Source organism: Algoriphagus halophilus (genome assembly GCF_041729275.1).
In the GTDB taxonomy this organism is placed as follows: Bacteria; Bacteroidota; Bacteroidia; order Cytophagales; family Cyclobacteriaceae; genus Algoriphagus; species Algoriphagus halophilus_A.
Genome location: NZ_CP146486.1, coordinates 227,623 through 253,371, shown reverse-complemented (window position 1 = coordinate 253,371; position 25,749 = coordinate 227,623). Strand labels below are relative to the sequence as shown.

The 25,749-nt window shown below is 39.2% G+C and carries 29 protein-coding genes, 2 tRNA genes and 4 pseudogenes; 11 read left to right on the top strand and 24 right to left on the bottom strand.

The window, feature by feature from the left end; translation table 11 throughout:
- Positions 1–3 precede the first annotated feature (3 nt).
- Both V8V91_RS01390 and V8V91_RS01385 read left to right on the top strand, forming a co-directional pair.
- Entirely contained in the window at positions 4–861 is an 858-nt protein-coding gene (locus V8V91_RS01390; RefSeq protein ID WP_373398430.1) for a sugar phosphate isomerase/epimerase family protein, read from the top strand.
- A gap of 72 nt (positions 862–933) precedes the next feature.
- Positions 934–2,049 carry a Gfo/Idh/MocA family protein gene (locus V8V91_RS01385; protein ID WP_373398429.1) on the top strand — a complete coding sequence of 372 codons (1,116 nt, stop codon included), beginning with the start codon at positions 934–936 and terminating at the stop codon, positions 2,047–2,049.
- A 112-nt stretch (positions 2,050–2,161) separates the two neighbouring features.
- On the opposite strand, the gene V8V91_RS01380 is transcribed toward V8V91_RS01385, so the two are convergent.
- Positions 2,162–2,497 carry a hypothetical protein gene (locus V8V91_RS01380; protein WP_373398428.1) on the bottom strand — a complete coding sequence of 112 codons (336 nt, stop codon included), beginning with the start codon at positions 2,495–2,497 and terminating at the stop codon, positions 2,162–2,164.
- A gap of 123 nt (positions 2,498–2,620) precedes the next feature.
- On the opposite strand from V8V91_RS01380, the gene V8V91_RS01375 reads away from it, so the two are divergent.
- A complete protein-coding gene (locus tag V8V91_RS01375) occupies positions 2,621–3,277 on the top strand; it encodes an SGNH/GDSL hydrolase family protein (RefSeq protein ID WP_373398427.1) in 657 nt (218 codons plus the stop codon).
- A 111-nt stretch (positions 3,278–3,388) separates the two neighbouring features.
- On the opposite strand, the gene V8V91_RS01370 is transcribed toward V8V91_RS01375, so the two are convergent.
- The 8 genes from V8V91_RS01370 to V8V91_RS01335 all read right to left on the bottom strand — a co-directional run bounded on the left by V8V91_RS01370 (position 3,389) and on the right by V8V91_RS01335 (position 9,990).
- Positions 3,389–5,461, bottom strand: coding sequence for a discoidin domain-containing protein (locus V8V91_RS01370; RefSeq protein WP_373398426.1), 2,073 nt, complete (start codon positions 5,459–5,461; stop codon positions 3,389–3,391).
- On the bottom strand, positions 5,440–6,078 hold the full coding sequence (locus tag V8V91_RS01365) for a hypothetical protein (RefSeq protein WP_373398425.1): 639 nt from the start codon (positions 6,076–6,078) through the stop codon (positions 5,440–5,442). Before V8V91_RS01365 ends, V8V91_RS01370 begins: the two co-directional genes overlap by 22 nt.
- Before the next feature lie 492 nt (positions 6,079–6,570).
- Positions 6,571–6,708, bottom strand: coding sequence for a GIY-YIG nuclease family protein (locus V8V91_RS01360; RefSeq protein WP_373398424.1), 138 nt, complete (start codon positions 6,706–6,708; stop codon positions 6,571–6,573).
- Positions 6,709–6,810: 102 nt separating this feature from the next.
- The gene (locus V8V91_RS01355; protein WP_373398423.1) at positions 6,811–7,116 is read right to left on the bottom strand and encodes a GIY-YIG nuclease family protein; all 306 of its coding nucleotides are present in this window, start codon (positions 7,114–7,116) and stop codon (positions 6,811–6,813) included.
- A 57-nt stretch (positions 7,117–7,173) separates the two neighbouring features.
- Positions 7,174–7,246 (bottom strand) — tRNA-Thr (locus tag V8V91_RS01350).
- A 99-nt stretch (positions 7,247–7,345) separates the two neighbouring features.
- The gene (locus tag V8V91_RS01345; protein WP_373398422.1) at positions 7,346–9,121 is read right to left on the bottom strand and encodes a DUF349 domain-containing protein; all 1,776 of its coding nucleotides are present in this window, start codon (positions 9,119–9,121) and stop codon (positions 7,346–7,348) included.
- Positions 9,122–9,159: 38 nt separating this feature from the next.
- Entirely contained in the window at positions 9,160–9,372 is a 213-nt protein-coding gene (locus tag V8V91_RS01340) for a hypothetical protein (protein ID WP_373398421.1), read from the bottom strand.
- 48 nt (positions 9,373–9,420) lie between these two features.
- Positions 9,421–9,990 (bottom strand): YqgE/AlgH family protein, encoded by a 570-nt coding sequence (locus tag V8V91_RS01335; RefSeq protein ID WP_074224028.1) that lies wholly within the window; start codon positions 9,988–9,990, stop codon positions 9,421–9,423.
- A 102-nt stretch (positions 9,991–10,092) separates the two neighbouring features.
- On the opposite strand from V8V91_RS01335, the gene pdxH reads away from it, so the two are divergent.
- Positions 10,093–10,725: a pyridoxamine 5'-phosphate oxidase gene (pdxH, locus tag V8V91_RS01330; RefSeq protein ID WP_373398420.1), complete on the top strand. Its 633-nt coding sequence runs from the start codon at positions 10,093–10,095 to the stop codon at positions 10,723–10,725.
- 3 nt (positions 10,726–10,728) lie between these two features.
- Here pdxH and bshB1 read toward each other — a convergent pair whose 3' ends face one another.
- The 10 genes and pseudogenes from bshB1 to V8V91_RS01280 form a co-directional block, all read right to left on the bottom strand.
- Positions 10,729–11,448, bottom strand: coding sequence for a bacillithiol biosynthesis deacetylase BshB1 (gene bshB1 / locus V8V91_RS01325; protein WP_373398419.1), 720 nt, complete (start codon positions 11,446–11,448; stop codon positions 10,729–10,731).
- Between the two features lie 14 nt (positions 11,449–11,462).
- Positions 11,463–12,509, bottom strand: coding sequence for a peptidoglycan DD-metalloendopeptidase family protein (locus V8V91_RS01320; RefSeq protein ID WP_373398418.1), 1,047 nt, complete (start codon positions 12,507–12,509; stop codon positions 11,463–11,465).
- 9 nt (positions 12,510–12,518) lie between these two features.
- Positions 12,519–13,462, bottom strand: a pseudogene (gene trxB, locus V8V91_RS01315) (thioredoxin-disulfide reductase).
- 184 nt (positions 13,463–13,646) lie between these two features.
- On the bottom strand, positions 13,647–14,510 hold the full coding sequence (locus V8V91_RS01310) for an RNA polymerase sigma factor RpoD/SigA (protein WP_074224021.1): 864 nt from the start codon (positions 14,508–14,510) through the stop codon (positions 13,647–13,649).
- A gap of 61 nt (positions 14,511–14,571) precedes the next feature.
- Positions 14,572–16,719, bottom strand: a pseudogene (pnp, locus tag V8V91_RS01305) (polyribonucleotide nucleotidyltransferase).
- Between the two features lie 101 nt (positions 16,720–16,820).
- Positions 16,821–17,096 (bottom strand): 30S ribosomal protein S15, encoded by a 276-nt coding sequence (gene rpsO / locus V8V91_RS01300; RefSeq protein WP_074224019.1) that lies wholly within the window; start codon positions 17,094–17,096, stop codon positions 16,821–16,823.
- 60 nt (positions 17,097–17,156) lie between these two features.
- Positions 17,157–17,597, bottom strand: a complete 441-nt coding sequence (locus V8V91_RS01295; protein ID WP_373398417.1) for an LptF/LptG family permease — start codon at positions 17,595–17,597, stop codon at positions 17,157–17,159.
- A 55-nt stretch (positions 17,598–17,652) separates the two neighbouring features.
- Positions 17,653–18,102, bottom strand: coding sequence for a hypothetical protein (locus V8V91_RS01290; RefSeq protein ID WP_373398416.1), 450 nt, complete (start codon positions 18,100–18,102; stop codon positions 17,653–17,655).
- On the bottom strand, positions 18,099–18,938 hold the full coding sequence (locus V8V91_RS01285; protein WP_373398415.1) for an LptF/LptG family permease: 840 nt from the start codon (positions 18,936–18,938) through the stop codon (positions 18,099–18,101). The genes V8V91_RS01290 and V8V91_RS01285 overlap by 4 nt, the downstream gene beginning before the upstream one ends.
- Positions 18,939–19,010: 72 nt before the next feature.
- Entirely contained in the window at positions 19,011–19,406 is a 396-nt protein-coding gene (locus V8V91_RS01280; RefSeq protein WP_373398414.1) for an START-like domain-containing protein, read from the bottom strand.
- 258 nt (positions 19,407–19,664) lie between these two features.
- Here V8V91_RS01280 and V8V91_RS01275 point away from each other — a divergent pair.
- From V8V91_RS01275 to V8V91_RS01260, 4 genes and pseudogenes are all read left to right on the top strand, one after another.
- A tRNA-Met gene (locus tag V8V91_RS01275) sits at positions 19,665–19,738 on the top strand.
- A gap of 41 nt (positions 19,739–19,779) precedes the next feature.
- Positions 19,780–20,043: a GIY-YIG nuclease family protein gene (locus tag V8V91_RS01270; protein WP_373398413.1), complete on the top strand. Its 264-nt coding sequence runs from the start codon at positions 19,780–19,782 to the stop codon at positions 20,041–20,043.
- A 154-nt stretch (positions 20,044–20,197) separates the two neighbouring features.
- A complete protein-coding gene (locus tag V8V91_RS01265) occupies positions 20,198–20,401 on the top strand; it encodes a GIY-YIG nuclease family protein (RefSeq protein ID WP_373398412.1) in 204 nt (67 codons plus the stop codon).
- Positions 20,402–20,554: 153 nt separating this feature from the next.
- A pseudogene (locus tag V8V91_RS01260) lies at positions 20,555–20,641 on the top strand (GIY-YIG nuclease family protein); the annotation flags it as partial.
- Between the two features lie 16 nt (positions 20,642–20,657).
- Here V8V91_RS01260 and V8V91_RS01255 read toward each other — a convergent pair.
- Positions 20,658–20,918 carry a hypothetical protein gene (locus V8V91_RS01255; protein WP_373400869.1) on the bottom strand — a complete coding sequence of 87 codons (261 nt, stop codon included), beginning with the start codon at positions 20,916–20,918 and terminating at the stop codon, positions 20,658–20,660.
- Positions 20,919–21,037: 119 nt separating this feature from the next.
- On the opposite strand from V8V91_RS01255, the gene V8V91_RS01250 reads away from it, so the two are divergent.
- The 3 genes from V8V91_RS01250 (at position 21,038) to V8V91_RS01240 (ending at position 23,337) form a co-directional block, all read left to right on the top strand.
- Positions 21,038–21,301: a GIY-YIG nuclease family protein gene (locus V8V91_RS01250; protein WP_373398411.1), complete on the top strand. Its 264-nt coding sequence runs from the start codon at positions 21,038–21,040 to the stop codon at positions 21,299–21,301.
- Positions 21,298–21,705: a GIY-YIG nuclease family protein gene (locus tag V8V91_RS01245; protein WP_373398410.1), complete on the top strand. Its 408-nt coding sequence runs from the start codon at positions 21,298–21,300 to the stop codon at positions 21,703–21,705. Before V8V91_RS01250 ends, V8V91_RS01245 begins: the two co-directional genes overlap by 4 nt.
- 315 nt (positions 21,706–22,020) lie before the next feature.
- Positions 22,021–23,337 carry an Nramp family divalent metal transporter gene (locus tag V8V91_RS01240; RefSeq protein WP_373398409.1) on the top strand — a complete coding sequence of 439 codons (1,317 nt, stop codon included), beginning with the start codon at positions 22,021–22,023 and terminating at the stop codon, positions 23,335–23,337.
- A gap of 11 nt (positions 23,338–23,348) precedes the next feature.
- Here V8V91_RS01240 and V8V91_RS01235 read toward each other — a convergent pair whose 3' ends face one another.
- From V8V91_RS01235 to rpmI, 4 genes and pseudogenes are all read right to left on the bottom strand, one after another.
- Positions 23,349–24,176: a DUF4038 domain-containing protein gene (locus V8V91_RS01235; protein ID WP_373398408.1), complete on the bottom strand. Its 828-nt coding sequence runs from the start codon at positions 24,174–24,176 to the stop codon at positions 23,349–23,351.
- Positions 24,077–24,979 carry a DUF4038 domain-containing protein gene (locus V8V91_RS01230; RefSeq protein ID WP_373398407.1) on the bottom strand — a complete coding sequence of 301 codons (903 nt, stop codon included), beginning with the start codon at positions 24,977–24,979 and terminating at the stop codon, positions 24,077–24,079. The genes V8V91_RS01235 and V8V91_RS01230 overlap by 100 nt, the downstream gene beginning before the upstream one ends.
- Before the next feature lie 116 nt (positions 24,980–25,095).
- Positions 25,096–25,439: pseudogene (rplT, locus tag V8V91_RS01225) on the bottom strand (50S ribosomal protein L20).
- Positions 25,440–25,543: 104 nt separating this feature from the next.
- A complete protein-coding gene (gene rpmI, locus V8V91_RS01220) occupies positions 25,544–25,738 on the bottom strand; it encodes a 50S ribosomal protein L35 (protein ID WP_184497419.1) in 195 nt (64 codons plus the stop codon).
- Positions 25,739–25,749: the final 11 nt, after the last annotated feature.

Below are 25,749 nucleotides of genomic sequence, written 5' to 3'. Positions count from 1 at the left end.
AACATGAGTTTAAACGTAAAATTTGGGGTGAGCACTTGGCTCTGGACCTCCCCTTTTAATAAAGAGACTTTAAAACTCTTTCCTAAGATCAAGGAGTTTGGGTACGATGCAGTAGAGATACCTGTAGAAGATCCAACTTTGATTGATGTACAAGAAGTAAAAGAGGCTCTTCAAGATACAGGATTAGAAGCCGTGATTTGTGGAGCATTCGGAACAAGCCGGGATCTGACAAATGAAAATCCCAGCTTCCACAAAACCAGTTTTGATTACTTAAACAGCTGTTTTGAAATTGCCGCAGACTTAAACTGCAAATTTGTGGCAGGCCCCATGTATTCTGCGGTAGGAAAAGCCCGATTGGTTTCACCTGAACAGAAAAAAATCGAATGGGAACGAGCGGTGACTAATTTGAGAATTGTTTGTGCCAATGCACGAAAATTTGGATTAGAAATAGCCTTGGAAACTTTAAATCGATTTGAAACCGATTTAATCAATACATGTGATGAATTGATGCAGTTGATTACTGATATCAATGAACCTGAAGCAAAAGTAATTCTTGATGGGTTTCACATGAATATAGAGGAACCTGATCCTGAAGCAGCTATCAAATTGGCAGGTGACAAATTGATCCATTTCCAGGTTTCTGAGAATTATCGTGGAACCCCTGGAACAGGCCAAACCCCATGGGCAGCCTATAAACGTGGTTTGGAAGCAGTCAATTACCAAGGTGTGATTTCTATAGAAAGTTTTACTCCTGAAGTAAAAGAACTCGCTGGTGCGGTGTGTATCTGGAAGCCCTTGGCTCCTAGTCAAGACAGTTTTGCTAGCGAGGGATTGAAATTCCTTAAAGAGTGGGCCAAATAAACGACTTTAAGATTTTATAGTCATTGACAAAATCCAAATATCAATTAACCTTTTTAATTAACAGTAAAAAACATGAGTAAGAAACCTATCAATATTGCCATCATAGGGCTAGGATTCGGAGCTGAATTCATACCTATTTACCAAAAGCATCCATTAGCAAATATGTATGCCATCTGCCAACGAAATAAAGAAAAGGCCGAAGAAATCGGGAAAGCTTTCGGTATAGAGAAGGTGTATACGGACTATGATGAACTACTCAAAGACCCTGAGATCGATGCAGTACATATAAATACTCCAATTCAAAATCATGCGGAACAATCCCTAAAGGCACTTAGAGCAGGAAAGCATGTCGCTTGTACTGTTCCTATGGCCACTTCAGTTGAGGATTGTAAAGCTATTGTTGAAGAAACAGAAAGAACAGGCTTGACTTATATGATGATGGAGACGGTGATTTATAGCCGTGAATTCCTTTTTGTCAAAGAAATGTATGAAAAAGGAGAATTAGGGAGAATTCAATTCCTTAGAGCTTCTCACCAACAGGAAATGGCAGGTTGGCCAGGCTATTGGGAAGGCCTCCCTCCTATGCACTATGCGACGCACTGTGTGGGACCAGTATTGGCGTTACCAAAAGCTCAGGCTGAGTATGTTTCTTGTTTGGGTTCAGGTAGAATTGATGAAAACTTGATTCCAAAATATGGTTCTCCTTTCGCTATTGAAACCTGTCATATTAAGTTTAAAGATTCAGATTTAGCCGCAGAGGTAACTAGATCCCTATTCAATACTGCAAGACAATACAGAGAAAGCTTTGATGTATATGGTTCTGAAAAGTCATTTGAATGGACCTTAATCGAACATGAGGACTCCGTTATTCACACTGGAGAAAGTCCTGAAAGAGTGAAAATCCCTGATTATGCGCATCTACTTCCTGAAGAAATCGCTCCATTTACAACTGCTGGAGTTTATGATAGTGATGATAATCAACACTTGTCATTTATCCAAGGATCAGGACATGGTGGATCTCACCCCCATTTAGTAAATGAATTCTTAAACGCATTAACAGAAAAACGGGCACCTTATCCAGATGCCCGTGAATCAGCAAATATTACTTGCGTTGGAATTTTGGCGCATGAATCCGCTATGCAAGGTGGAAAGATCATGCAAATGCCTGACTTCACCTTCAAGAGTTAAATCTTAGATAGATTTAAATTGGGTAACAAGATTAATGAAAGGGTGGCAATGAGTATTGCCACTTTTTTTGCTGATTACTTTACTTTCGTTCCGATGGCATCAAACATCCCCATCAAATCCCCTTTGGCGGTTTCTTCATCGACTTTTTCAAGCTTAGTGTTACATCATAGCCACTTATATTGAAGGCAGCATACAACGCATCATCTGTAATTTTTACAGAAGACATCTTTTTCTCTTCAGCTACACCTTCCTCAGTAAAATATCCAGAAGTGACATCATCTACAGTTTCAAATCGCATGGGAATAGTTGCACTCCCTTGAGGAGTATCTTTAATTAATACTTCCCATTTCCCTTCGTAATACTTGGGACTTAACATGGAAGGTGCAAAAGCGAAACTCATCATTAGCAGAATTACCAAACTGCTTAATAAAGTAACTCTAATTTTCATGGTTGTATGGGTTATTGTTTATAATTAATACAATAAGAAAAAAATACTTGATTCATCATATAGTAGATAAAATTATTTTAGTTTGGTTTATCTTTTTCTTTTGGATAACACAAAACTTAACTCATGAAAACTGTAGCATCTCCCCTAGTTTTTCTTTTTCTATTAATCTCTCTTCATCTCTCAGCCCAACAATACCAAGAAGATCTTCCCATCAAGAATTCCCTCAATTACGGAAAGTCTGTTGCTGTTTTTGGCGGATCAGTTTCTGTAATCCCTCCAAGTGAAGTTGCAAAAGACCTTTGGAAAGAACGTTTAGGTATGTCTGTGACCAATTATGGTGTAGGAGGAGCTGGTTTTTCATCTTTACAAGGGAAATCACTTAAGCAACAAATTGATGAAGCAGGCGTTTTTGACATCTATATTCTATGGGCATCAACCAATGATTATAAGAATAACAGAGCAATTGGAAGCTACACAGACTATACAGAATTTGATGATTTCGATGAGGAAAAACTTGTCACACAGGCTGGAGGCATCAATTATTGCATCCAAAAAATCTATGAATTGAATCCGAATGCCACGATTTATTCTTTCACATCAAGCAAAGCATTTAACAATCGAGGTGGCTATGATCCTTTTGATGAAAACGGAATGGTTAAGTATGTAGAAATTCAAAAGCAAATCTGTGAATTGCATGGGATTCCCTATCTGGATCAGTTTACCTTGGGGGATACAACCTTTATAATCAGGATCAATTTTACCGGGATCCCATTCATATGAATGAAGCTGGATATGAAAAATTAGGGGCTTTGCAAGTAGCCTTTCTGGCTTTCCCAAATTAAGTTTTGTGGACAAAAAAAGAGAGGCTTTTGTTGAAGCCTCTCTATAAAATTATCTGGCATATAAAATCAATCTTCGCATAGACCAAGGTTTCTCTCCAGTTTCAGTGCTTTCAATTTTTACAAACCTTACGTTTTCTGAAGATTTCCATCTCGCATTGTTCAAACCAGGCTGACCGCTTTCTTTGGCAACTTCAGTCCAGCTATTCCCATCTTTTGAAATAGAAACCGTATATCCAATCGGAAACTCTTCTTTACCCGCACTAAATTGAATTTCAGCAAGCTGATGCTCATCCGGTAACTCGACTTGGTACCACATTCCTGGTTTTTGGGATTCTTCTGTTTTCCAACCTTTATAACCAAATGCATAAGATGGGTCTCTGGTAGAACCTACGCCTTGTAGTGCCGTGCTACTTGCCGTAGCTATCCAATTATCCTGCGGAGCCAGCGCTTTTGGTACCTCATGGATCAATTCGTCAAAACTGTAATTAGCATCTCTGTCTTTGGTCTCCTCTCGAATTTGAGCCACATATTCAGGGGTAATAAAACTACCTTCATTACCGAAATCATTTCTAATATAAGATAACACAGATGCGATGTACTCGTCATCATTCATATTCATGGCAATCATGACCCCTTCATATTCTTTTCCTTCCAAATCACCTGTGAGGCCATGCAAAAGAGTCTTAACCGCATATTCAGGATGACCTTGGATTCGCTGTGAACCAGAAAATGCAGGAGCAATCAATCCATCTCCAGCAGGAGACCCTAACCCTTTGGGGCCATGGCAAGTGGAGCAATAACTATCAAATATGGATTTTCCTTTTGTAAACAAGGCCAATTCCTCCGGAGCATATTTTATTGATGCAGCCTTTTTAGCTTCTTCTATTTTTTCAAGAATTTGGGTAGAAACCAATTGCACCCCTTGAGCTTGATTAGAAGCTAAGGTAGACTTCATCAAGTCTTCCACTTGGTCAATTTTCAAAATATAAGCACTAAACAAGGCTTGAATCACCACATTTGGATCAGATGATTTTGCCATTTCTTTGTAATCAGAAGCCAAACTCTTTTCTCCATACTTATAGAGCGTCTCACTGGCTTTCAATGCTTGAATCTGGATGTTTGGGTTCGGGTCCTTCATCAGTGCTCTTACCAAACTTAAGTCCAAGGAATTAAGACCTTCTAAGGTCCAAAGTGCATGGATCCTAGCCAATTCACTATCGGATGTTTTGGCCATATTCTCCAAATCTCCCACAATGGATTTATCCTGGTTCAAAATCATGATTTGTTGGGCCTGATCTCTCCACCATCCATTTGGATTTTCCAGGTGTCTTACCAATTCCGCAGAGGTTTCTTCATACATTCTTGGCTTTTCCGTATTTCTAGGCATGCCCTCATAGGATAAACGCCAGATTCTACCATTTCCAATCACATCATCCATTTGATACTGTTGGATTTTAGTCCTCAGGTAGCTTCCTTCCTGCGTCCAGTTTCCTTCTTGAATAATCCCCCTGTACATGTCAACAATGTACAAGGTCCCATCAGGTGCCGTGGCCATATCCACTGGTCTGAATAAAGGATCAGTAGATTGGATAAACTCTGATTTTGAATCTATGTAACTATTTTGAATATAAGTCAAGCCCTCTACATTTTCAGAATTCACCTGTCTGACAATCCTACCTACTGGCTCTCCATAGAAATATTGTCCCACCAATTCTTTTGGGAGTCTATCGCCTCTGTAAACATCACTGCCTGCGGCTCCAGTCACATTGTTCAAAGACCCGTCAGGATTTGCCTCTTTCATTCCTGGTTGGAAGTCAGCCAACTTGATTAGGCTATAAGGAATACGAAATCCGTCTTTCCACTGGCCTTTCACACTAAAGTTTCCATAGGCAATAGGAAACTGAAAACCTTGCGGTACTCCTCCTGCTCCATCTTGAAACCATAGTTTCCCATAGTTATCCTGGGTCACCCCCCATTGTCCCCAAGGATTTCCGCTTGGTTCCTGGATCACCCCATCAGGTGTCCATCGAATTCTTTTTGAATTATAGGTACTGTACATCCAATTGTCCAATGCCCAGGTAAGAAAGCTGGTTTGATGCTCTACATTCCCTGATCGGCCCAATCCTGAGGCAAAAGCTCTTTCTTATCCGCCTTACCGTCTCCGTCTACATCTGTAAACTTGTATACATGATCTTCATTGGACTCCATGGATAAGATTGCATTGGGACCGAATGGAACCACATATCTTGGGAAAACCAAGCTATCCAAGAATACCACACCTGTTTCATATACTCCATCATTGTCCTTGTCCTCCCATCTGGAAATTCGGGAAGTAGGCATCAATTCACCATTGGCATCGATGTCCTGCATATACGTGCGAAGTTCCAGCACATACATTCTTCCGTTTCCATCAAATTGGATCGCGGCAGGTTCCCTGATTTGTGGCTCTGATAAAACCGGGTCCATATGAAATCCCGGTTTCAGCACAAATGATTTCTTCTCCTCATTGGCAGACACCGGGACAACAGGAGCAGTAGGTGTAAGATCTATCCCTTTCCAAGTAGGGGACTCTAAATCTATTCCTTCAGGAAGCGCTACTTCAGGAAATGGAGGCTCCAGACGTTTTGGATCCATGGATTCAGACGGAGAAACATCAAATGGAGATCTCTCGGGTTCACAAGCTGAAAAAACTAGGATGGAAGAAATGGCAAATAAAGCCGATTTGGTAAAGAAATTCATCAACTGTAAAGGGGTATGTAAGACATCGAAATATACAAACTCTTAATGCGTGTACAAATTATAGGATTATTGCATGAATGCGACTACCGAAAAAATAAAATCATCCAATGGAAGGAAAAATACTTAGAAATAGGTTCCATTAAGCCTTCTGGAATTTATTGATGGAGATAGATAGAAAAATAAATGCATTGCCAATCCCCTGCCCTGTTCCCTTATCTCCCCCCCCCGACCCTTAAAACAAAAAAACCACTCGAGTTATCGAGTGGTTTTTGTCGTTTCAGAGCCTACTATCGGGATCGCCCGCGATAGCTATCGGGGCAATGACCTACTGAGTTGAATCAGAATAATACTCTACCAACTTTTGGCTGATTTCCGGATACTTTTGAAGGTCTTCTAAATATTTCCTTTTTCTTGCTCTTTTAATATGCAATTCAATGTTCACTGCTTGTTTCCTTGATGAACAAGAAATTTTATGGACTACTTTCCAATCCTTTATTCCATGAGTATGTGATTTTTGAAATAACCAGAATTGTGTTGAAAAAGTCGCTCTTCTAAATTTTCAGTCTGCCCAATGTAATAACGATCCTTTGAATCTGAATATAGGATATAAACAAAAAAAAATGCAGTCATTTGGCCAATATAAAACAAAAAAACCACTCGGATTATCGAGTGGTTTTTGTCGCTTCAGAGCCTCCTATCGGGATCGCCCGCGATAGCTATCGGGGCAATGACCTACTGAGTTGAATCAGAATAATACTCTACCAACTTTTGGCTGATTTCCGGATACTTTTGATGGTCTTCTAAATATTTCCTTTTTCTTGCTCTTTTAATATGCAATTCGATGTTCACTGCTTGTTTCCTTGATAAACTAGAAATTTTATGGACTACTTTCCAATCCTTTATTCCATGAGTATGTGATTTTTTGAAATAACCAGAATTTTGTTGAAAAAGTCGCTCTTCTAAATTTTCAGTCTGCCCAATGTAATAACGATCCTTAGAACCTGAATATAGGATATAAACAAAAAATAATGCAGTCATTTGGCCAATATAAAACAAAAAACCACTCGGATTATCGAGTGGTTTTTGTCGTTTCAGAGCCTCCTATCGGGATCGAACCAATGACCTACTGATTACAAGTCAGTTGCTCTACCAGCTGAGCTAAGGAGGCTTGTTCCTTTAACGTGCTGCAAATATAGGCCATGCTATATTTCGCTCCAAACCCTGTTAAAAGATTTTTTCTATCTCCTTAATTATGAGAGAGAAAAATTTAAAACTCCCTAATGATGGAAAGCTTTTTCTTTAATTTGTCGATTTCTTCTTCCGCTTTTTGGATCTTCACGTCAAATTGATCTTTCAACTTATCCGCAGTTTTAGAAGCCGCGAAAAACTCAAGATTATTTTTCCATAAAACAATGTTGTTTTCAAGATCGGCAATCTGCTTACGAATTCCGTGTTCCTTTTTATTGAGGGTCTTTGAAGCATTAGGATCGGATTGAATCTTGTTCAAGTTTAATCTGAATAAGAAATCTTCCCTGTCAAAATCTGGATCCAACTTCTCCAAATACACATCAACTGCGGCTTTGAATTGTGCTTGAATTTCCTTCATGTTTTTTCTAGGAACAAATCCAAGTTCGTTGAACTTACCAACTAGGGCAGTCAGATTATCTTCAGAAGCATCTTTTGCAGCTTCAATTTCCTTGATCACTTCTTGCTTCTTCAGCAAATTGGCTTCAAACTCCGCATTATTCTGTTTATTGGCATTTCTTCTATTATCAAAGAAGGTATCACAAGCCGTCTTAAACTTCTTATACAGGGCATCTCTGCTCTTCTCAGGAGTAGGTCCCAACTTCTTCCAATCTTGCTGTAATTTGACCAATTGATTGGCTGTATTTTGCCAATCTGTATTATTCATCAATGCCTCAGCTTTTGTAATTAACTCCTCCGCTTTGGCTTGATTGGTTGCTCTGATTTCATCAAGTTCCTTAAAGAAAAGGTTCTTGTTATGAAAGAATTGCTTAAATGAACTCCAGAAAGACTTATTGATTTCTTTTCCTGATTCTTTGGGAACCGGACCGATTTTTTCCCAGGATTTCTGAATTTCCAAAATCTCTTTTGTCTTGGTATTCCAATCCTTAATTCGCTCCGCTTTGAAATCAGTGAATGCCTCCAATTTCTTTATTAAGGCTTCTTTCTCGACTTGATTCTTTTGGAAAACTTCTTTTTGACCTTCGTAATATTCCTTTCTTCTGTCATAGACTGCATCAGATGCGGCCTTGAAACGTTGCCAAAGATCTTCTTGTTCATCTCTCGGAACAGGACCTATATGCTTGAATTCCTCATGCAGTTCATTTAAGGATTTGATGGCATCTTTCAAGTCCTTCACATCCTTCAGAGCTTCCGCTTTTTCGCAAAGTTCAATCTTACTTTCCAGGTTCTTTTTACGGTCAAGCTCTTTTAATTCAAAATAAATGCTTCGGTTATCGTAAAAACGATCCATCAAGGCATTATAGCTTGCCCATAGACTTCTATTTTGAGAAGCTGGAACAGGGCCAATAGACTTCCATTCTTCTTGGATCGCTTTGATAGAGGCCATGCTTAGAGTAGTCTCCTCTCCATCTACATGCTCTCTCAACTTATTCAGCAATTCATTTTTAGCAGCTAAATTTTCCTCTTTTTGCTTTTCAGCATCTTTTCGGATGGTATTTACCTGCTTTTTAAACTCATAATAATATTTATTGAATTCCTTTTCTTCCTCGCTTGGTCTAAAGTCAAAATCATCCTCAGTTCCTCCCTCCTCTTTAAATTTTGCCAAGGCCTCATCTCTTTCCTTATGGATAAATTCATCAAAGGCAGCTTTGATCTCATGCACCAATTTATCCAGTTTCAACACATTACCTTGTTGAGACTTTTCTTTGATTAGCTTAACTAATTGAATTTTGGAAAGTGAAGAAAGGTCTATTTCCTCTTCATGTTCTTCTTCCTCCTGGTCCTCTTCGTCCTCGTCTTCTGAGGCAGCATCCTCTACTTTTGTAGTCTCTTCCACTTTCTCTTCGGCATCCGTGGTTTCAGAAGCTGGTTCACTTACTGGCTCAGCCGTAGCGGAGGGGATAGTTTCTGTAGTTTTTCTTCAGCTTTCACCTCTTCGCCAGTCTCTTCTTCAGCAGCAACTGGCTCTTCAGAAGTCTCTTCTGTAGATTCTACTTTTGTTTCTTTTTCAATACCCTTTACCTCTTCATTTTTGGAGGTTTGGGTCACCTTGTCCTTGCCGGACAAATCGTTACTTTTCTCAGTCATAAAAACGCTACTATTTCAAGGCAATATGGGCAAAAGTAAGGATTTTGCCTAATTTAATCTTGGGTCCAGCGGATAATTTGCGATTACCTTAAACTCTCCTCCCATATTTTTCAAAAGCTTTCTCCAAAGCTCATCTGGAGTATATTCAAATGTCTGATAATCGACTTCTTCCTTACAGACAATCCAAGTTTTATCTTCTAATTCTTCTTCTAATTGATTCAAGCCCCAACCACTGTAACCAATAAAAAACCTAACTCTTTCAGGATCAATCAATCCTGTTTTCAATTTTTCTACTAATTGACCATAATCTCCTCCCCACCATAGATCCTTTCCAATCTGTATACTCCTATCTAACTCCTTTTCTCCAAGGTATATGTAATGAAGTGTATTTTGTTCTACCGGCCCCCCAACAAATACATCAGAATCCAAAAAATCCAGATCCTCAACCAATTCTGCCAGTTTAAGTATAGAAACCTTGTTTATTACCAATCCAAAGCTCCCTTCCTCATTGTGTTCACAAAGCAACACAACTGATCTGACAAAATTCTCATCTTGCAAAAATGGCTCAGAAAGTAGTAAATCTCCTGCCTTTGGTGTTATTTTCTCATTTTGATTCATTTACTAGTTGGTATAATTAAAAGAAAAATATAGATCATAATTTTTTAAAATCAATAGCCATAGTACATTTATCGCAAAATTTTTATTGAAATTAAAATTAAGATGAATATTTCAGCAATACGTAAGGACTACAGCTTAAAAACATTGAATATCAATGATTTATGCGCTAATCCTATAGACCAATTTAATATATGGTTTCAAGAAGCGCTGGCATCAAAAGTTATAGAAATTAATGCCATGACCTTATCTACTATTGGGGAAGATGGCTTTCCAAATGGTAGAATTGTACTTTTAAAGGAAGTTGATTCAGGTTTTGTCTTCTTTACAAATTACCAAAGCCAAAAAGGAAGAGAGCTTGCAAAAAACCCAGTTGCTTCCCTCACATTCTTTTGGCCTGAACTTGAAAGGCAAGTTAGAATAAAAGGGGAAATAGAAAAGGTTTCCTCAAAATTGTCTGATGAATATTTCTTTTCCAGGCCAAAAGGTTCGCAAATCGGGGCATGGACTTCTCCTCAAAGTCAGAAATTAAAGTCGAAAGAGGAATTAGAGCAAAGGTTAAAAGAGATGGAGCAAAAATTTGAAAACACCCCAATTTCAAGGCCTTTGCATTGGGGAGGTTATAGACTTATACCTTCTTACGTGGAATTTTGGCAAGGCAGACCTAGCAGGTTACATGACAGGGTTTGTTACGAGGAGAAAAATGGAGCATGGGAGCTATCTATATTAGCTCCCTAATTCTTATTTCAAATCAAATAAATCATCCACTCCAATAAATCTTTCTACCGTAAAACCTTCTCCATAGGTCTTTAAAATCCTATGGCCAAATTCTCTTGCCCTAGATTCTATGAATGGAAGAAATTCAGGATCGGAAATAAAACTTGCCGGCTCCTGGCTATTGGGATCAAAAAACTGAGACTTATATGCTTTGATACTCGCCACTTTGTCCTCCCAATAAGGAGTGATATTCACTATAAAGTCTGGCTTGATATAATTATTCTGAATGTAATGGTAAACAAATTTTGGTCTCCAAGCTTCTTGGCTTTTCCCTTCAAAACTGGTTTCTATTTTTCTTAGGCCGCTCATAAAGCAAGCTTTGGTAGCTAAATCCGCCCCTTTCCCATGGTCTGGATGTCTATCCGAAATGGCGTTAGCCAAAACTATTTCAGGTTGATATTTTCGGATGACTTCAATCAAACGATGTTGATGTGCTTCATCGTTGGTAAAGTAAATATCCTTGAAGCCCAAATTTTCACGAGCGGATAATTTCAGTATTTTGCCAGCGGCTTCTGCTTCCTGTAGACGAAGTTCGGGCGTACCTCTGGTTCCCATTTCACCTTGGGTCAAGTCTACTATTCCTACCTTATATCCTTTTGCTACTTGAGATAAAATGGTTCCTGAACAGCCCAATTCAGCATCATCGGGATGAGCTGCAATCACTAAAACATCAAGTTTTGTCATGGTTTACTTCATTATTATCTAACCCTAAGGTTTTGTCCAATACGGAGAATACTTCGGGTAGAAATTCCGTTTAGTCTGGTTAATGTATTGATTGAAACCCCGTATCTTCTGGCGATAGCTCCTAAGGTTTCTCCTTTTCTTACTCTATGATAGGCAGCAGTTCTGGCTTTTACCACATGGGAAAAGGTATTGGGGGTGATTAAATAATTGGGTCCTATGATTTTCTCCTCATCAAATTCATATACATCCTGAGGATCGAAGGGCAGTCCTCGATACCTCAATTCATAATGTAAATGGGAACCAGTACTTCTTCCGGTACTTCCTCCTTTGGCAATGATATCCCCGGCTTTTACTTCTTGTCCTACATCCACCAAGAATTTGGACAAATGACCATATAAAGTTTCCAGTCCGTTTTTATGTCGAATCACCAGATAATAACCATATCCATAGCGATCATAGGACCGAACCCTTACGATTCCATCAAAACCACTATAAACAGGATCTCCTGTTACTAAGTCCAAGTCAGTACCATAGTGCCATCTACCCCATCTGGAGCCAAAGGTAGAGGTCACAGGAGTTTTGCTTAGAGGCATTTTCCATTCATAGCCAAAGAAAGGGTCATACAACCTAATATTGACTGAATCCTGAAAAGTCTTCGGATCGAAATTATAAATATCAATTTTCTTACTATCCCAATTGGAATAGTATTCATAGGCAGTGATCCAAATACTGTCAATTTGAATTTGCTCTGAGATCTTTACCAATTGATTGGTGGGTGCCCAAATCATTACATTAGGATCCTCGCTTACGATGGACCGTACTTTTCCAAGGTTGACATTATTTTCGAATATAATCGAGTCAGTCAAGGAAGAAAGGGTCCTCAGGTAGGAATCCTGGTCAAAACTTCTAAGTTCGATATTTCTACGCTCTTGAGAACCTGAAGCATTGGTAGTTGTATTATTGTTTTTCTTAATAATCTTAGGAAAAACTTGAGCATTAGCTTCAAAGAAACCAATGCTCAAACAAATTCCTAAAACTATTTTTAGAATGAAAGACCTCATGTATTGGGTTTATGGATTCTCGATTTCGGCCAAATACCGCTCCGCATCCAAGGCTGCCATACATCCAGTTCCTGCTGCTGTTACAGCTTGTCTATACACATTGTCCTGTGCATCACCGCAAGCGAATACACCTTCAATGTTCGTCTTAGAACTGCCCGGAATGGTGGTTATATAACCTGAATTATCCATATGGATAAACTCCTTGAAAATCTCGGTGTTTGGTTGATGTCCAATAGCAACAAAGAAGCCAGAAATCGCTATTTCAGATTTTTCTCCGGTTTTATTGTTAAAAATTCTTACTCCATTTACTTCTTCTTCCCCTAAAATCTCATCAGTCTCGGTATTCCACAACACCTCAATCTTAGGGTTATTCATTACACGTTTTTGCATGATTTGAGATGCCCTCATTTCATCTTTTCTTACCAACATGTACACTTTACTACAAATATTGGCCAAATAAGTGGCTTCTTCACAGGCGGTGTCCCCTGCTCCTACTATGGCAACTTCTTGATTTCTAAAGAAGAACCCACACAAACGGCACAAGCAGAAACACCTTTTCCATTCAATCTTGTTTCGCTTTCCAAGCCCAACCACTTCGCTGAAGCACCTGTGGAAATGATGACAGTTTCAGCATGGATCGTTACTTGTTCATCAACGGTAACTACTTTTGGGCTTACCGAGAAATCCACGTTGGTTACTAAGCCATAACGAACACTAGTACCAAATCTTTCAGCCTGTTTACGGAAATCTTCCATCATTTGTGGGCCCATTACCCCATCAGGATAGCCTGGGTAATTTTCCACATCATTTGTAATAGTTAATTGACCACCTGGTTGTCCTCCAGTATAAAGAACTGGAGAAAGACCTGCTCTAGAAGCATAAATCGCCGCAGTATAACCTGCTGGTCCGGATCCAATGATCAAAACACGAACCTTTTCAATTTCTTGACTCATTAATAGCTTGTATTAAATCGGTTAAATTTTATCAATATTCTTAGGTAAACAATAACAGCACCTCTTAAAATTCCTTAAAAGGAAAAAGATTGTCTGAGGAGTTTTACGTTCAAAAACAGCAAAAAAACCTCACATCTTTATAACAAAAAAGGGGCTTAAAAGCCCCTCTTGATATGCTTGACTTTTATCCCAAGTAGGGCTTCAACGTCTTACTTCTAGAAGTATGTCTCAATCTTCTGATGGCTTTCTCTTTAATCTGCCTTACTCTTTCCCTGGTTAGATTGAATTTTTCACCAATTTCTTCCAAGGTCATTGCATGTTCCCCATTGAGTCCAAAATAAAGGGTGATCACATCGGCCTCACGTTGGGTTAAAGTAGAAAGTGCTCTTTGAACCTCTTTTCTAAGAGAGTCATTCATCAATCCATCATCCGGCTTTTCGTCCCCATCATTTTCCAATACATCCAACAGGCTGTTTTCTTCCCCTTGGACAAATGGAGCATCCATTGAAACGTGACGGCCAGAGATTTTCATCGTATCCACTACTTCACTAGCAGTTACTTCAAGTACTTCAGCTAATTCTTCTGGAGAAGGCTCTCTTTCAAACCTCTGTTCTAATTCGCTAAAGGTCTTGCTGATTTTATTCAAAGAACCAACTCTGTTCAAAGGCAAACGAACAATTCTAGACTGTTCTGCCAATGCTTGAAGGATTGATTGTCTAATCCACCAAACAGCGTAGGAAATAAACTTAAAACCACGGGTTTCATCGAATCTCTGAGCAGCTTTAATCAAACCTAAGTTTCCTTCATTGATCAAATCACCTAGGGAAAGACCTTGATTTTGGTATTGCTTAGCTACTGAAACGACAAATCGAAGGTTGGCTTTCGTCAATTTCTCCAATGCCAATTGGTCACCTTCTCTGATTCTTTTGGCCAGAACTACCTCTTCATCTGCTGTTAACAGGTCTACCTTACCGATCTCCTGAAGATATTTATCCAGTGACTGGCTTTCTCTGTTGGTAATCTGTTTGCTAATTTTTAGCTGCCTCATTCAGAATTATGATTTGTGAATTTATATTTAATATATATTGTCAAAATAATCAATTACTCGATTAACCTTGTTCTTTTGAAGAAGGTTTTTCCGGTTTTGGCAATAAAGCCTTTCTCGAAAGCTTGAATTTACCCGTCTTTTTATCGATATCGATCAATTTAACCATTATTTCTTCTCCTGGCTCAAGAACACCATCCATATTCTCTACACGTTCCCATTTAATCTCGGAGATATGTAGTAAACCATCTTTACCCGGCATAAATTCCACAAATGCTCCAAATGGTTGAATATTTTTTACTTTTCCTGTATAGGTCTCTCCGATTTCCGGTTGAGCAACGATGGATTTGATTCTGCTGATTGCAGCATCCATGTTATTCTGATTAGCCGAGTAAATACTGATTTTCCCTTGGTTATCCACTTCCTCAATTACAATAGTAGTAGAAGTATCTTTTTGGATTTCCTGAATCACTTTACCACCTGGACCAATGACAGCACCGATCAATTCTTTAGGAATCATCATCATAAATGATCTAGGAGTATGTGGCTTCAATTCAGCTTTAGGTTCAGCCAATGTTTTGGTGATTTCATCCAAAATATGAAGTCTTCCTTCTTTGGCCTGCAATAAGGCTTCTTTCAATACAGAATAATCAAGACCTTCTACTTTCAAGTCCATCTGACAAGCAGTAATTCCCTTGGAAGTTCCAGTTACTTTGAAATCCATATCGCCTAGGTGATCCTCATCTCCCAAAATATCAGATAAGATAGAATATTTACCTGTTTTTGCATCAGAGATCATCCCCATTGCTATCCCGGTAACAGCTGATTTAATTTGAATACCTGCATCCATCAAAGCCAAGGATCCTGCACATACAGTTGCCATGGATGAAGAACCATTGGACTCCAATATATCAGATACGATTCTAATCGTGTATGGGTTCTTATCTTCAGGAGGAAGTACTTTTTCAAAGCTCTCATAGCCAGGTTACCATGGCCTACCTCTCTTCTACCTGGTCCCCTATTCGGTTTTACCTCACCTGTAGAGAATCCTGGGAAGTTATAATGAAGGTAGAATTTGTTATATCCTGAAATAGTGGCCCCATCAACCATCATCTCATCCATCTTAGTACCTAAGGTACAGGTAGTAAGAGACTGAGTTTCACCTCTGGTAAATACCGCGGATCCATGAGCAGAAGGTAAATAATCCACAACAGACCAAATAGGTCTCACTTCGTTCAATTTTCTACCATCCAATCTTTTCTTCTCGTCCAAGGTCAAATTTCTTGCCGCTTCTTTATGAATTTTGCTGAAATAAGGGCCGATCAGACTCGCTTCATATTCATGCTCCTCGCCTAGACTTGCGACGAACTCATCTTTGATTTCTTTGATCAAAGCAGAACGCTCAGACTTATTGGCAATTTGCTTGCTTACAGAAGCATATAATTTATCATATAATTCAGCCTTCATCTTATCGAAAAGGGCTGGATCAGATTTTTCGTGGTTGTATTCTCTTTTACTTCTTTACCAACCATCTTGGTCAGTTCAATCTGTGCCTGGCAATGTCTCTTGATTTCTTCATGGGCGAATTGCATGGCTTCAAGCATTTCCTCCTCTTGAATTTCATTGGCTTCTCCTTCCACCATCAGGATGTAATCCAAAGAACCTGCTACAATAAATTCTAAAGAAGCTGATTCCAACTCAGTTGGAGTTGGGAGTTAATTTTTAATTTCCCATCGATTTTAGCCACTCGAACTTCAGAAATTGGACCATTGAATGGAATGTCAGATACTGCTAAAGCAGCAGACGCTGCCAATCCAGCCAAAGCATCTGGAAGTACCTCTTCATCCCCACTGACTAACGTGATGGCAATCTGAGTATCAGCATGGTAATCATCTGGAAAAATCGGACGAATAGCTCTATCTACGATTCGGCTAATCAAAATTTCGTAATCGGAAAGTCTTCCTTCTCTCTTCAAAAATCCTCCTGGAATCTTTCCTGAGGAAGCAAATTTCTCTTGGTAGTCTACGGACATAGGTAAAAAATCCACCCCTTCGCCTGCTTCTTTCTTGGATACTACAGTAGCCAAAAGCATAGCTTTTCCCATCTTCACTACAACAGAACCATCAGCTTGTTTAGCTAATGCACCTGTCTCAATAATTATTTCTCTTCCATCTTCTAGTTTGATGGATTTGGTGATCAAGTTTGGTAACATAAATGCGTGTTAGTATGAAAGCGTCAAAATATAAAAATAAAAGTGTACTACCCTAAAAAAGAAAAAGTAAGGTTCTCCATCTAGAGAACCTTACAAAAGGGTTATTTTCTAATTCCTAAATCGGCGATGATAGCTCTGTAACGCTCGATTTCTTTTTTATGAAGATAGTCAAGAAGAGATCTTCTCTTACCTACTAACTTCAATAGACCAAGTCTGGAAGAGTGATCCTTCTTATTTGACTTCAAATGCTCTGTCAAATGCTTGATTCTGTGTGTAAAGAGGGCAATCTGAGACTCAGGAGATCCTGTGTCTTTTTCAGATTTTAACCGTCCATGATTCTTAAACAACTCTTGTTTCTTCTCTGAATTTAAATACATGTTTAGCTAAATTTTATAAAACAACCACAAAGGTAAGGCTAATATTCAAATAATAAAAGGTCAGACAGATTTTGCACGAAGAACTTTCAACCGTTCTTTGAGCTTTTTCCAACTATTCTGATAAAAATCCGGCTCAAATAATCGAGCATCTTTTCTAGCCTGCTTCAAAAAGAACAAACCAAATGGCAGCAGGCATAAATTAGAAAACCAGGTTCCAAACAAAGGATCTACGATTCCTTCTTTGGCCCATTTTTCTCCTGAGATCGTCAGCATGTAATATAAAATAAAGAAGATGATGGAAAGCAACACAGGCATTCCCAATCCTCCTTTTTTTATAATGGCTCCTAAAGGAGCTCCAATTAGGAACATCACAAAGCATGCAAAGGCCTGGGTATATTTTTGGTACCAAGCAATTTCGTACCTCCTAAACTCACGCTCATCCGTATCAATTTGAGCCTTCTTAATATTGAAAGAATTCTTAAGGTTCCTGGAATTGTTCATGGCCATGGTCATGGCATTGGTGATATACCCTTTTCCATAAATAAGGGAATCAATTCTAGCCTTTTCCTCCTCGGTTAATGGAGCTATGCGTTCTTTTTTGGGGGCTAATCACGATCGGGTTAATAGGAATGGATGAGGTATCAGATTCCTCTTTCTCTTCTAAACTTTCCCTGTTGATCAATCTTTTTTGTAAAAACAAAGAGTCATTCGGCAAAGATTTACTGGTAGAATTCGTAACCCCTCCCCTCAATTGCCTTCCATCTTCCACAGAATCATCTTCCCTACTGTCCAATACCTCAGCCCTTTTTAAGCTATCTTGTTTTTCCTTTAACCTTCCCAAAGAATCTGCAATTGCCTGTTCCTTCTTCATTTTAATTTGACGAAGAGAATCATCCAATGCCCTTCGTTCTTTGATGTGAGGTAAAGGTTCCAGTTTTCTATCCCTGGTAAAAAAAGGAAAAGTAGCCTCTGCGGATTGGTAATTCTGATACACTTTATCATTCACCAATGTATTGATGGAATCCAATCCTTTTTGATTCCTGAAATGTCTTTAATGGCTCTATTGGTAGACCAAAGATCTTCCGGAGTTCTACTCATTTGAAAAGCATCCAGGTTGAAAATGATCACATTCTCTTGAAAAGTTGCCCTGTTAAAGCCTACAGGTTTTTCAGAAATTCCCCTGGTTGCCCGGTCTTCTTTATAGTTTGTCCCATTATACAGGGTCAACCTCATGTAGTTATCATTGAAAAAAGGCTCCATCCTTCCAGAATCGGCCAATGTAACACTCAAGTTTCCTTGTCCTTGGTTATGATTGTAAATGATAATGTCCCTTAACCGTACATCATCCAGCTTTCTATTCACTTTGATACTATACCCTGGTATCCCATCATAGAATACCCCCTCTTTGATATCCAATGCAGGAGACTTCATTCGGATATCGTATAAAAGGCTAAAGGTTTTTAAGTTTACTTTAGGAACCAGGTGGTTATTGGATAAGTAGGCTGCAAATGCCAGGACCACTACAAATACACCGATTGGCCTCAATGCCCGGACCAGTGAGATCCCACTACTTTTGATAGCCGTTAACTCAAAATGTTCCCCAAGGTTTCCAAAAGTCATTAAACTGGAAAGAAGTACCGCAAGTGGCAGCGCCATGGGAGAAATACTAATCAAGAAATAGGAGATCAGCTCCATATAGATCAAAAAACCCAGACCTTTCCCAAAGATCTCATCGAAGTATTTCAACATGTTGACAGTCAACAGGATGAAATCCACTACTAAAAATGTTAATAAAAATGGGCCTATAAAAGACCCCAGAATTAGCTTATCAAGTTTTTTCATGCGACAACTTACTTCCAAGTGGATTTACGTCCTTTTAGAAATGAAGTTCAAAAATGGTGATTTGTATTCACATTACCCACCAATTATTTCTTTCAATGTGCCAATTAAACCTTCCCAGATTGCAGTGAGTTCCTCATCATCATATCCATCGGAATAATCGATCACTTTCAAAAACAACGTTTGGGTCAATTCATTCTCTTCTAATTTAAATTCAATGTAAGAATGGTCCGAACTTTCAGGAGCATTGGGGTCATAGAATTCAAATTTCACATGGGAATTGGTCCGAATGGAAGCAAGTTTAGCATAGTGATCCTCGTTATCGAAATTGAAAATATAATTTTTATCCTCATTAATCCGGACATCATCAGCAAACCACTCTTCTAAACCACTAGCAGTACTTAAATATTGGAAAACTATTTTTTTGGAGGCATTGATTTGATAATCAGCAACAAACTTATTTTTGACCATGACATCTTCTTTTTCTTTGCGAAAAATTTACTTTTTTAAAGAACTTTAACTTGCATTTCACAGTACAAGACCTCATATTTGCATTCCCATTCGGAAGGGAGGTTTTCGGGTTTAAATAAAATTCACATTTAAGCCTCGGATATTTGATCTTCGTCGGCGGTTTAATATAGCCATTAATTTCAAATATCAATGCCTGAAAAAGTTTATCAGGTATTTAAAAAACCTAAATATTGAAATTAGACCAATTAAAAAATACCTGGCGAGGTAGCTCAGTTGGTTAGAGCGCAGGATTCATAACCCTGAGGTCACGGGTTCAACTCCCGTCCTCGCTACAAAGGCTTTCAGAAATGGAAGCCTTTTTTATTTTTATCTCATGAATGAATTTGTAGTATATATACTTTTTTCAAAATCCTCTGGCAAAACATACACTGGGATGAGCTCCGATTTGATTACTAGATTCCATTATCACAACACTAAATCTACCAAAGGATTTACAACTAGATACAGACCTTGGATAGTAATTCATGTTGAGTTTTTCAAATCCAAAAAAGAAGCAATGCTGAGAGAGAAAGAATTAAAAACAGGAAAAGGTAGAGACTGGATAAAACAGTTTCTTCTTCCGCATCACATAATATGAGCAAAGGATTCATATCCGCCGCGGCGGACACGGGTTCAACTCCCGTCCTCGCTACAAAGGCTTTCAGAAATGGAAGCCTTTTTTATTTTTATCTCATGAATGAATTTGTAGTATATATACTTTTTCAAAATCCTCTGGCAAAACATACACTGGGATGAGCTCCGATTTGATTACTAGATTCCATTATCACAACACTAAATCTACCAAAGGATTTACAACTAGATACAGACCTTGGATAGTAATTCATGTTGAGTTTTTCAAATCCAAAAAAGAAGCAATGCTGAGAGAGAAAGAATTAAAAACAGGAAAAGGTAGAGACTGGATAAAACAGTTTCTTCTTCCGCATCACATAATATGAGCAAAGGATTCATATCCGCCGCGGCGGACACGGGTTCAACTCCCGTCCTCGCTACAAAGGCTTTCAGAAATGGAAGCCTTTTTTATTTTTATCTCATGAATGAATTTGTAGTATATATACTTTTTAAAATCCTCTGGCAAAACATACACTGGGATGAGCTCCGATTTGATTACTAGATTCCATTATCACAACACTAAATCTACCAAAGGATTTACAACTAGATACAGACCTTGGATAGTAATTCATGTTGAGTTTTTCAAATCCAAAAAAGAAGCAATGCTGAGAGAGAAAGAATTAAAAATAGGAAAAGGTAGAGACTGGATAAAACAGTTTCTTCTTCCGCATCACATAATATGAGCAAAGGATTCATATCCGCTACGCCAAGGCGCACAGGCGCGGCGGACAGGGGCCAAAAAAGAAGCAATGCTGAGAGAGAAAGAATTAAAAACAGGAAAAGGTAGAGACTGGATAAAACAGTTTCTTCTTCCGCATCACATAATATGAGCAAAGGATTCATATCCGCTACGCCAAGGGCACAGGCGCGGGGACCTGCCTGCCGCAGGCAGGTTCAACTCCTCCCGAACATTCGGGACTACAAAGGCTTTCAGAAATGGAAGCCTTTTTTATTTTTATCTCATGAATGAATTTGTAGTATATATACTTTTTTCAAAATCCTCTGGCAAAACATACACTGGGATGAGCTCCGTTTTAATTCCTAGATTCCATTATCACAACACTAAATCTACCAAAGGATTTACAACTAGATACAGACCTTGGATAGTAATTCATGTTGAGTTTTTCAAATCCAAAAAAGAAGCAATGCTGAGAGAGAAAGAATTAAAAACAGGAAAAGGTAGAGACTGGATAAAACAGTTTCTTCTTCCGCATCACATAATATGAGCAAAGGATTCATATCCGCTACGCCAAGGCGCACAGGCGCGGCGGACACGGGCCTGCCTGCCGCAGGCAGGTTCAACTCCTCCCGAAAATTCGGGACTACAAAGGCTTTCAGAAATGGAAGGCTTTTTTATTTTTATCTCATGAATGAATTTGTAGTATATATACTTTTTTCAAAATCCTCTGGCAAAACATACACTGGGATGAGCTCCGATTTGATTACTAGATTCCATTATCACAACACTAAATCTACCAAAGGATTTACAACTAGATACAGACCTTGGATAGTAATTCATGTTGAGTTTTTCAAATCCAAAAAAGAAGCAATGCTGAGAGAGAAAGAATTAAAAACAGGAAAAGGTAGAGACTGGATAAAACAGTTTCTTCTTCCTCATCACATAATATGAGCAAAGGTTTCATATCCGCTACGCCAAGGCGCACAGGCGCGGCGGACACGGGCCTGCCTGCCGCAGGCAGGTTCAACTCCTCCCGAACATTCGGGACTACAAAGGCTTTCAGAAATGGAAGCCTTTTTTATTTTTATCTCATGAATGAATTTGTAGTATATATACTTTTTTCACAATCATCCGGTACAACCTATGGGGAGCTAAATCATCTTCCATTTCGTCTTTTCTGATTCGAATTTCTTTGAGGAGTTGATCACGAAAAGCGAGGACTTTGACCAGGAAACTTTCTAGGAATAATTTTCCTATTTTTAGTTGATGACATCTCCCGAAATAAAAGACCCACCTAGCCTACTTTTTGAAAAAATAAAATTTCTAGGCCCTGGATTTATACTTTCCGCATCCATTGTAGGCTCAGGAGAACTAATAGCAACTACCGTTCTTGGGGCAGAAGGTGGTTTCATCACCTTTTGGGTAATTCTAGTGAGTTGTCTGGTGAAAGTTGCTATCCAACTGGAATTTGGGAAAAATGCCATCATCACAGGTAAACCGCTTATGGTTTCATTTGCCAGCTTACCAGGCCCTAAGAACTGGGCTATCTGGGGCACCTTTGTATTGACACTTTTTAAAATTGTTCAGGTCGGAGGAATGATAGGTGGAGCCGCCATCGCACTCAATATGCTTTTTCCTTACCTCTCTCCTTACTTGTTGGTATTTATTTTAGGATTGATTACCAGCCTTTTAATTTTTAAAAACTACTATTATGTAGTAGAGCGAACTTCCATTTTGTTGGTTTTTGCGTTTACACTCTTCACTCTTGCCTCAGTGATCGCTGTCAACTTCAGCCCCTATAGCTTTTCTTTGGGAGATATTCTTTCAGGGCTTCATTTTGAATTGCCGCCCCATTTGATTTTTGTGGCCATTGGTGCATTTGGTATAACAGGTGTCGCCAGTGATGAAATCATAGCCTATACTTATTGGTGCTTAGAAAAAGGGTATGCCACCTACACTGGAGAAAATGATGGCAGTGAAGCATGGAAATCCAGGGCAACAGCTTGGATCAAGATCATGTATCTGGATGCTTTTGTGGCAATGGTAATTTACACCCTCGTTACAGCTTCATTTTACCTATTGGGAGCAGCTATCCTTCATGGAAATGAGCTAATTCCTTCCGGTAATGAATTAATAGAAACTCTAGCTGCTATCTATACGCAAACGTTAGGAGAAAATGCTCGGTTTGCCTACCTCATGGGGGCGTTCTTTGTGCTTTATTCCAGTGTGTTTGCTACGCTTGCTTATTGGACCCGTTTGTTTCCCGATATTTTTGGTGAATTAGGTTGGATCAATTGGAATAATCTAACAGAGCGTAAAAAATGGGTGGCCCTATTAGCCTGGGTTTTCCCTTTGTTGTGGGCCTTGACGTTTGTTTTTGTCAAGCTTCCCGCATTTATGGTTCTTTTTGGAGGGGTGATAGGTTCCGTACTATTATTGTTGGTAGTCTTTGCTGCCATTCATTTTCAACTGAAAAACCAACCCTTGAAATTGGCATCGGGCCCTTTCTCTCAATTCATGTTTTGGATAAGTGTCCTATCCATAGGACTTGTTTCCCTGTATGGGATTCTTCAGCTATTCTGAATACTATAGAATCAATCCCTCTTTTTCTCCAAAACCAAAATGGCATCTTCTTCAAAGGGACTTTCAAATTCCAAATCCCCCATTCCTGACAAGCTGCCTAAGTCCAAGTATTTATTGGATTTGGGGTCGAACCATTTTGCCTGATAAGCAGTGCCAAGTAATGGGAACAAATGAAATGATTGTCGAACCGGTGTATAAACCAAAACCAAAGATTGGTCAGCATCCGAAAGAATACTTACAAATTCATTAAATGTGCTGTCCCCCGGCTGATCCCTCAATAAATCGGATGCAGGCTTCAAACTCCACCATTCCAATCCATTGAAAAATTCAAACAAAAATCCCATCTGAATGCTTCCATCTAACTCCAAACTTTCTTTCCAACGACTGACATTTCCAGCAGGTCCATGGTTTTCGATGTCCTCCCCCTCTCTCAGCCATGGCCAAATCCCATTGGCTCCATAGGTAATCCCAGCCACAGGTGCAGAGAAAATACTCCAATACCATGCATTCCGAAGATCCTGAGCTGTGGCATCCGCACGAATTTCCTCATAAAGAGGCTCTGTGTTGATAAAAGGCAAAGGCCTTAGCATTGACCAACGTTCAGAAACAGGTCCTTTCGTGATCCAATCCACAGTATTCTGGGCTTTTGAATGAGAAGATTGATAGGTATACAGCCCATACCAACCCTGGTCCTCATACAGGTCCCCAATCCAGGAAGTCCCATGCGGGTGAAGGGTGACTAATCCCTGATGTTTTCCTTCTCCAAAACCGCAGCTCCGATTGTTTTCCAGCGGTCTTCCAAATCCCCATAATACTTCCCATCTCCTCCCAGGTTCCATACCACATGATTTCCCTGATACCTGGCAACAATATATTTCGCCAATAAAACCGCTTCCCGGATGGGTAGATAATATCCCGGGCTAAACTCAATTCCCTGACCAAATGGCAAGGCCCATAAAACCACAGGGGACACCAACAACCCTTTTTGGTTGGCTTCCTCAATTTTCTGGTCAATTCTTTGAAAGAATGTTGGGTTTAGGGAGATTCTTCCTGAACCTGTAAACGCAACCTCCCCTTCTGCATTGGTGGTCCCTCCTCTCCATTGGGTAGTTACCAATTGGATCGTATTGTAGTGGTGAGTGAGCCGGTGATTCAGGTAAAAATCCCATTCTTCATCCGTGGATTTTAATGCGCCATTCCAAGCAGTACCTGCAGTCCAAAAAAATGGGGAGCCATTCAAATGACTTAAATGATAGGATCCCTTTTGATGAATGATGGGGCCTTTTTGGAATAGATCATGTTCACTGTCATTCTCCACACAATCAAATTCCCCTTTTATTCCATGCAAACCTGAATTGCTCTGATCTGAGGAGGAACTTTCAAAAGTCCATAGTCCAAGTTCATCCGGCATAAACCGAACTTTCCATTTGTTATCTCCATCCCAAAAGCCTCTGACAGTCTTTTTCCTTCCTGATGTAGAGGTAAATGTAATTTCGAAGGAATTGACTTCGTAAAGTGGATTTTCATAGCTTTTGGAGCTGATAAATTCTTTTTCAAAGCGATCAAAAATTTTCGTCTGGGCAACCAAAAGTTGAGTGACGAGAAAAAACAGGATCAAAAAGCAATAATGTCTTGGGTTCATAGGGTATTCATGTAAGTACCAACAACCAAAAGGTAAAAAAATGTCAATAATTAGCTGGCAGCCAAAAAAAAAAGCCTTCCCGAGGGAAGACTTCTGCAAAATAAGATAGTGCGACCTTATTTTACTCTTTCAACTACAGCTTTAAATGCTTCTGGGTGATTCATGGCTAAATCAGCTAGAACCTTACGGTTCAATTCGATTTCTGCTTTCTTCAATAATCCCATTAATTGAGAGTAAGACACACCGTGCTCTCTAGCACCGGCGTTGATACGCTGAATCCATAATGCTCTGAATTCTCTTTTCTTCGCTTTACGGTCTCTGTAAGCGTACTGAAGTCCTTTCTCGTACTTGTTTTTGGCTACAGTCCAAACGTTGCTACCTCTTCCGAAATAACCTCTAGTGGCCTTTAGCACTTTTTTCTTCTTGCTCTTGACGCTACCGCGTTTACTGATCTAGGCATAGTTTTTTGTTTTTTGACGCTTGGTGTCCCAGTTTACCTGAGATCTTGTGTACCAAAGTGTCTGGTGAATAAATAAACCTTAATTAATTAATGAAACAGGTTGATCAGATTCTCAACATGTCTTTTACTCTACCTTCGTCAGAAGTATGAACTAGACCAGCTTTGGTTAATTCTCTCTTTCTTTTAGTAGATTTCTTGGTAAGGATGTGGCTTTTGAAAGCGTGTTTCCTTTTGATCTTGCCGGTTCCCGTTAAAGCGAACCTCTTCTTTGCACTTGATTTGGTTTTTACTTTTGGCATTTTGCTGTATT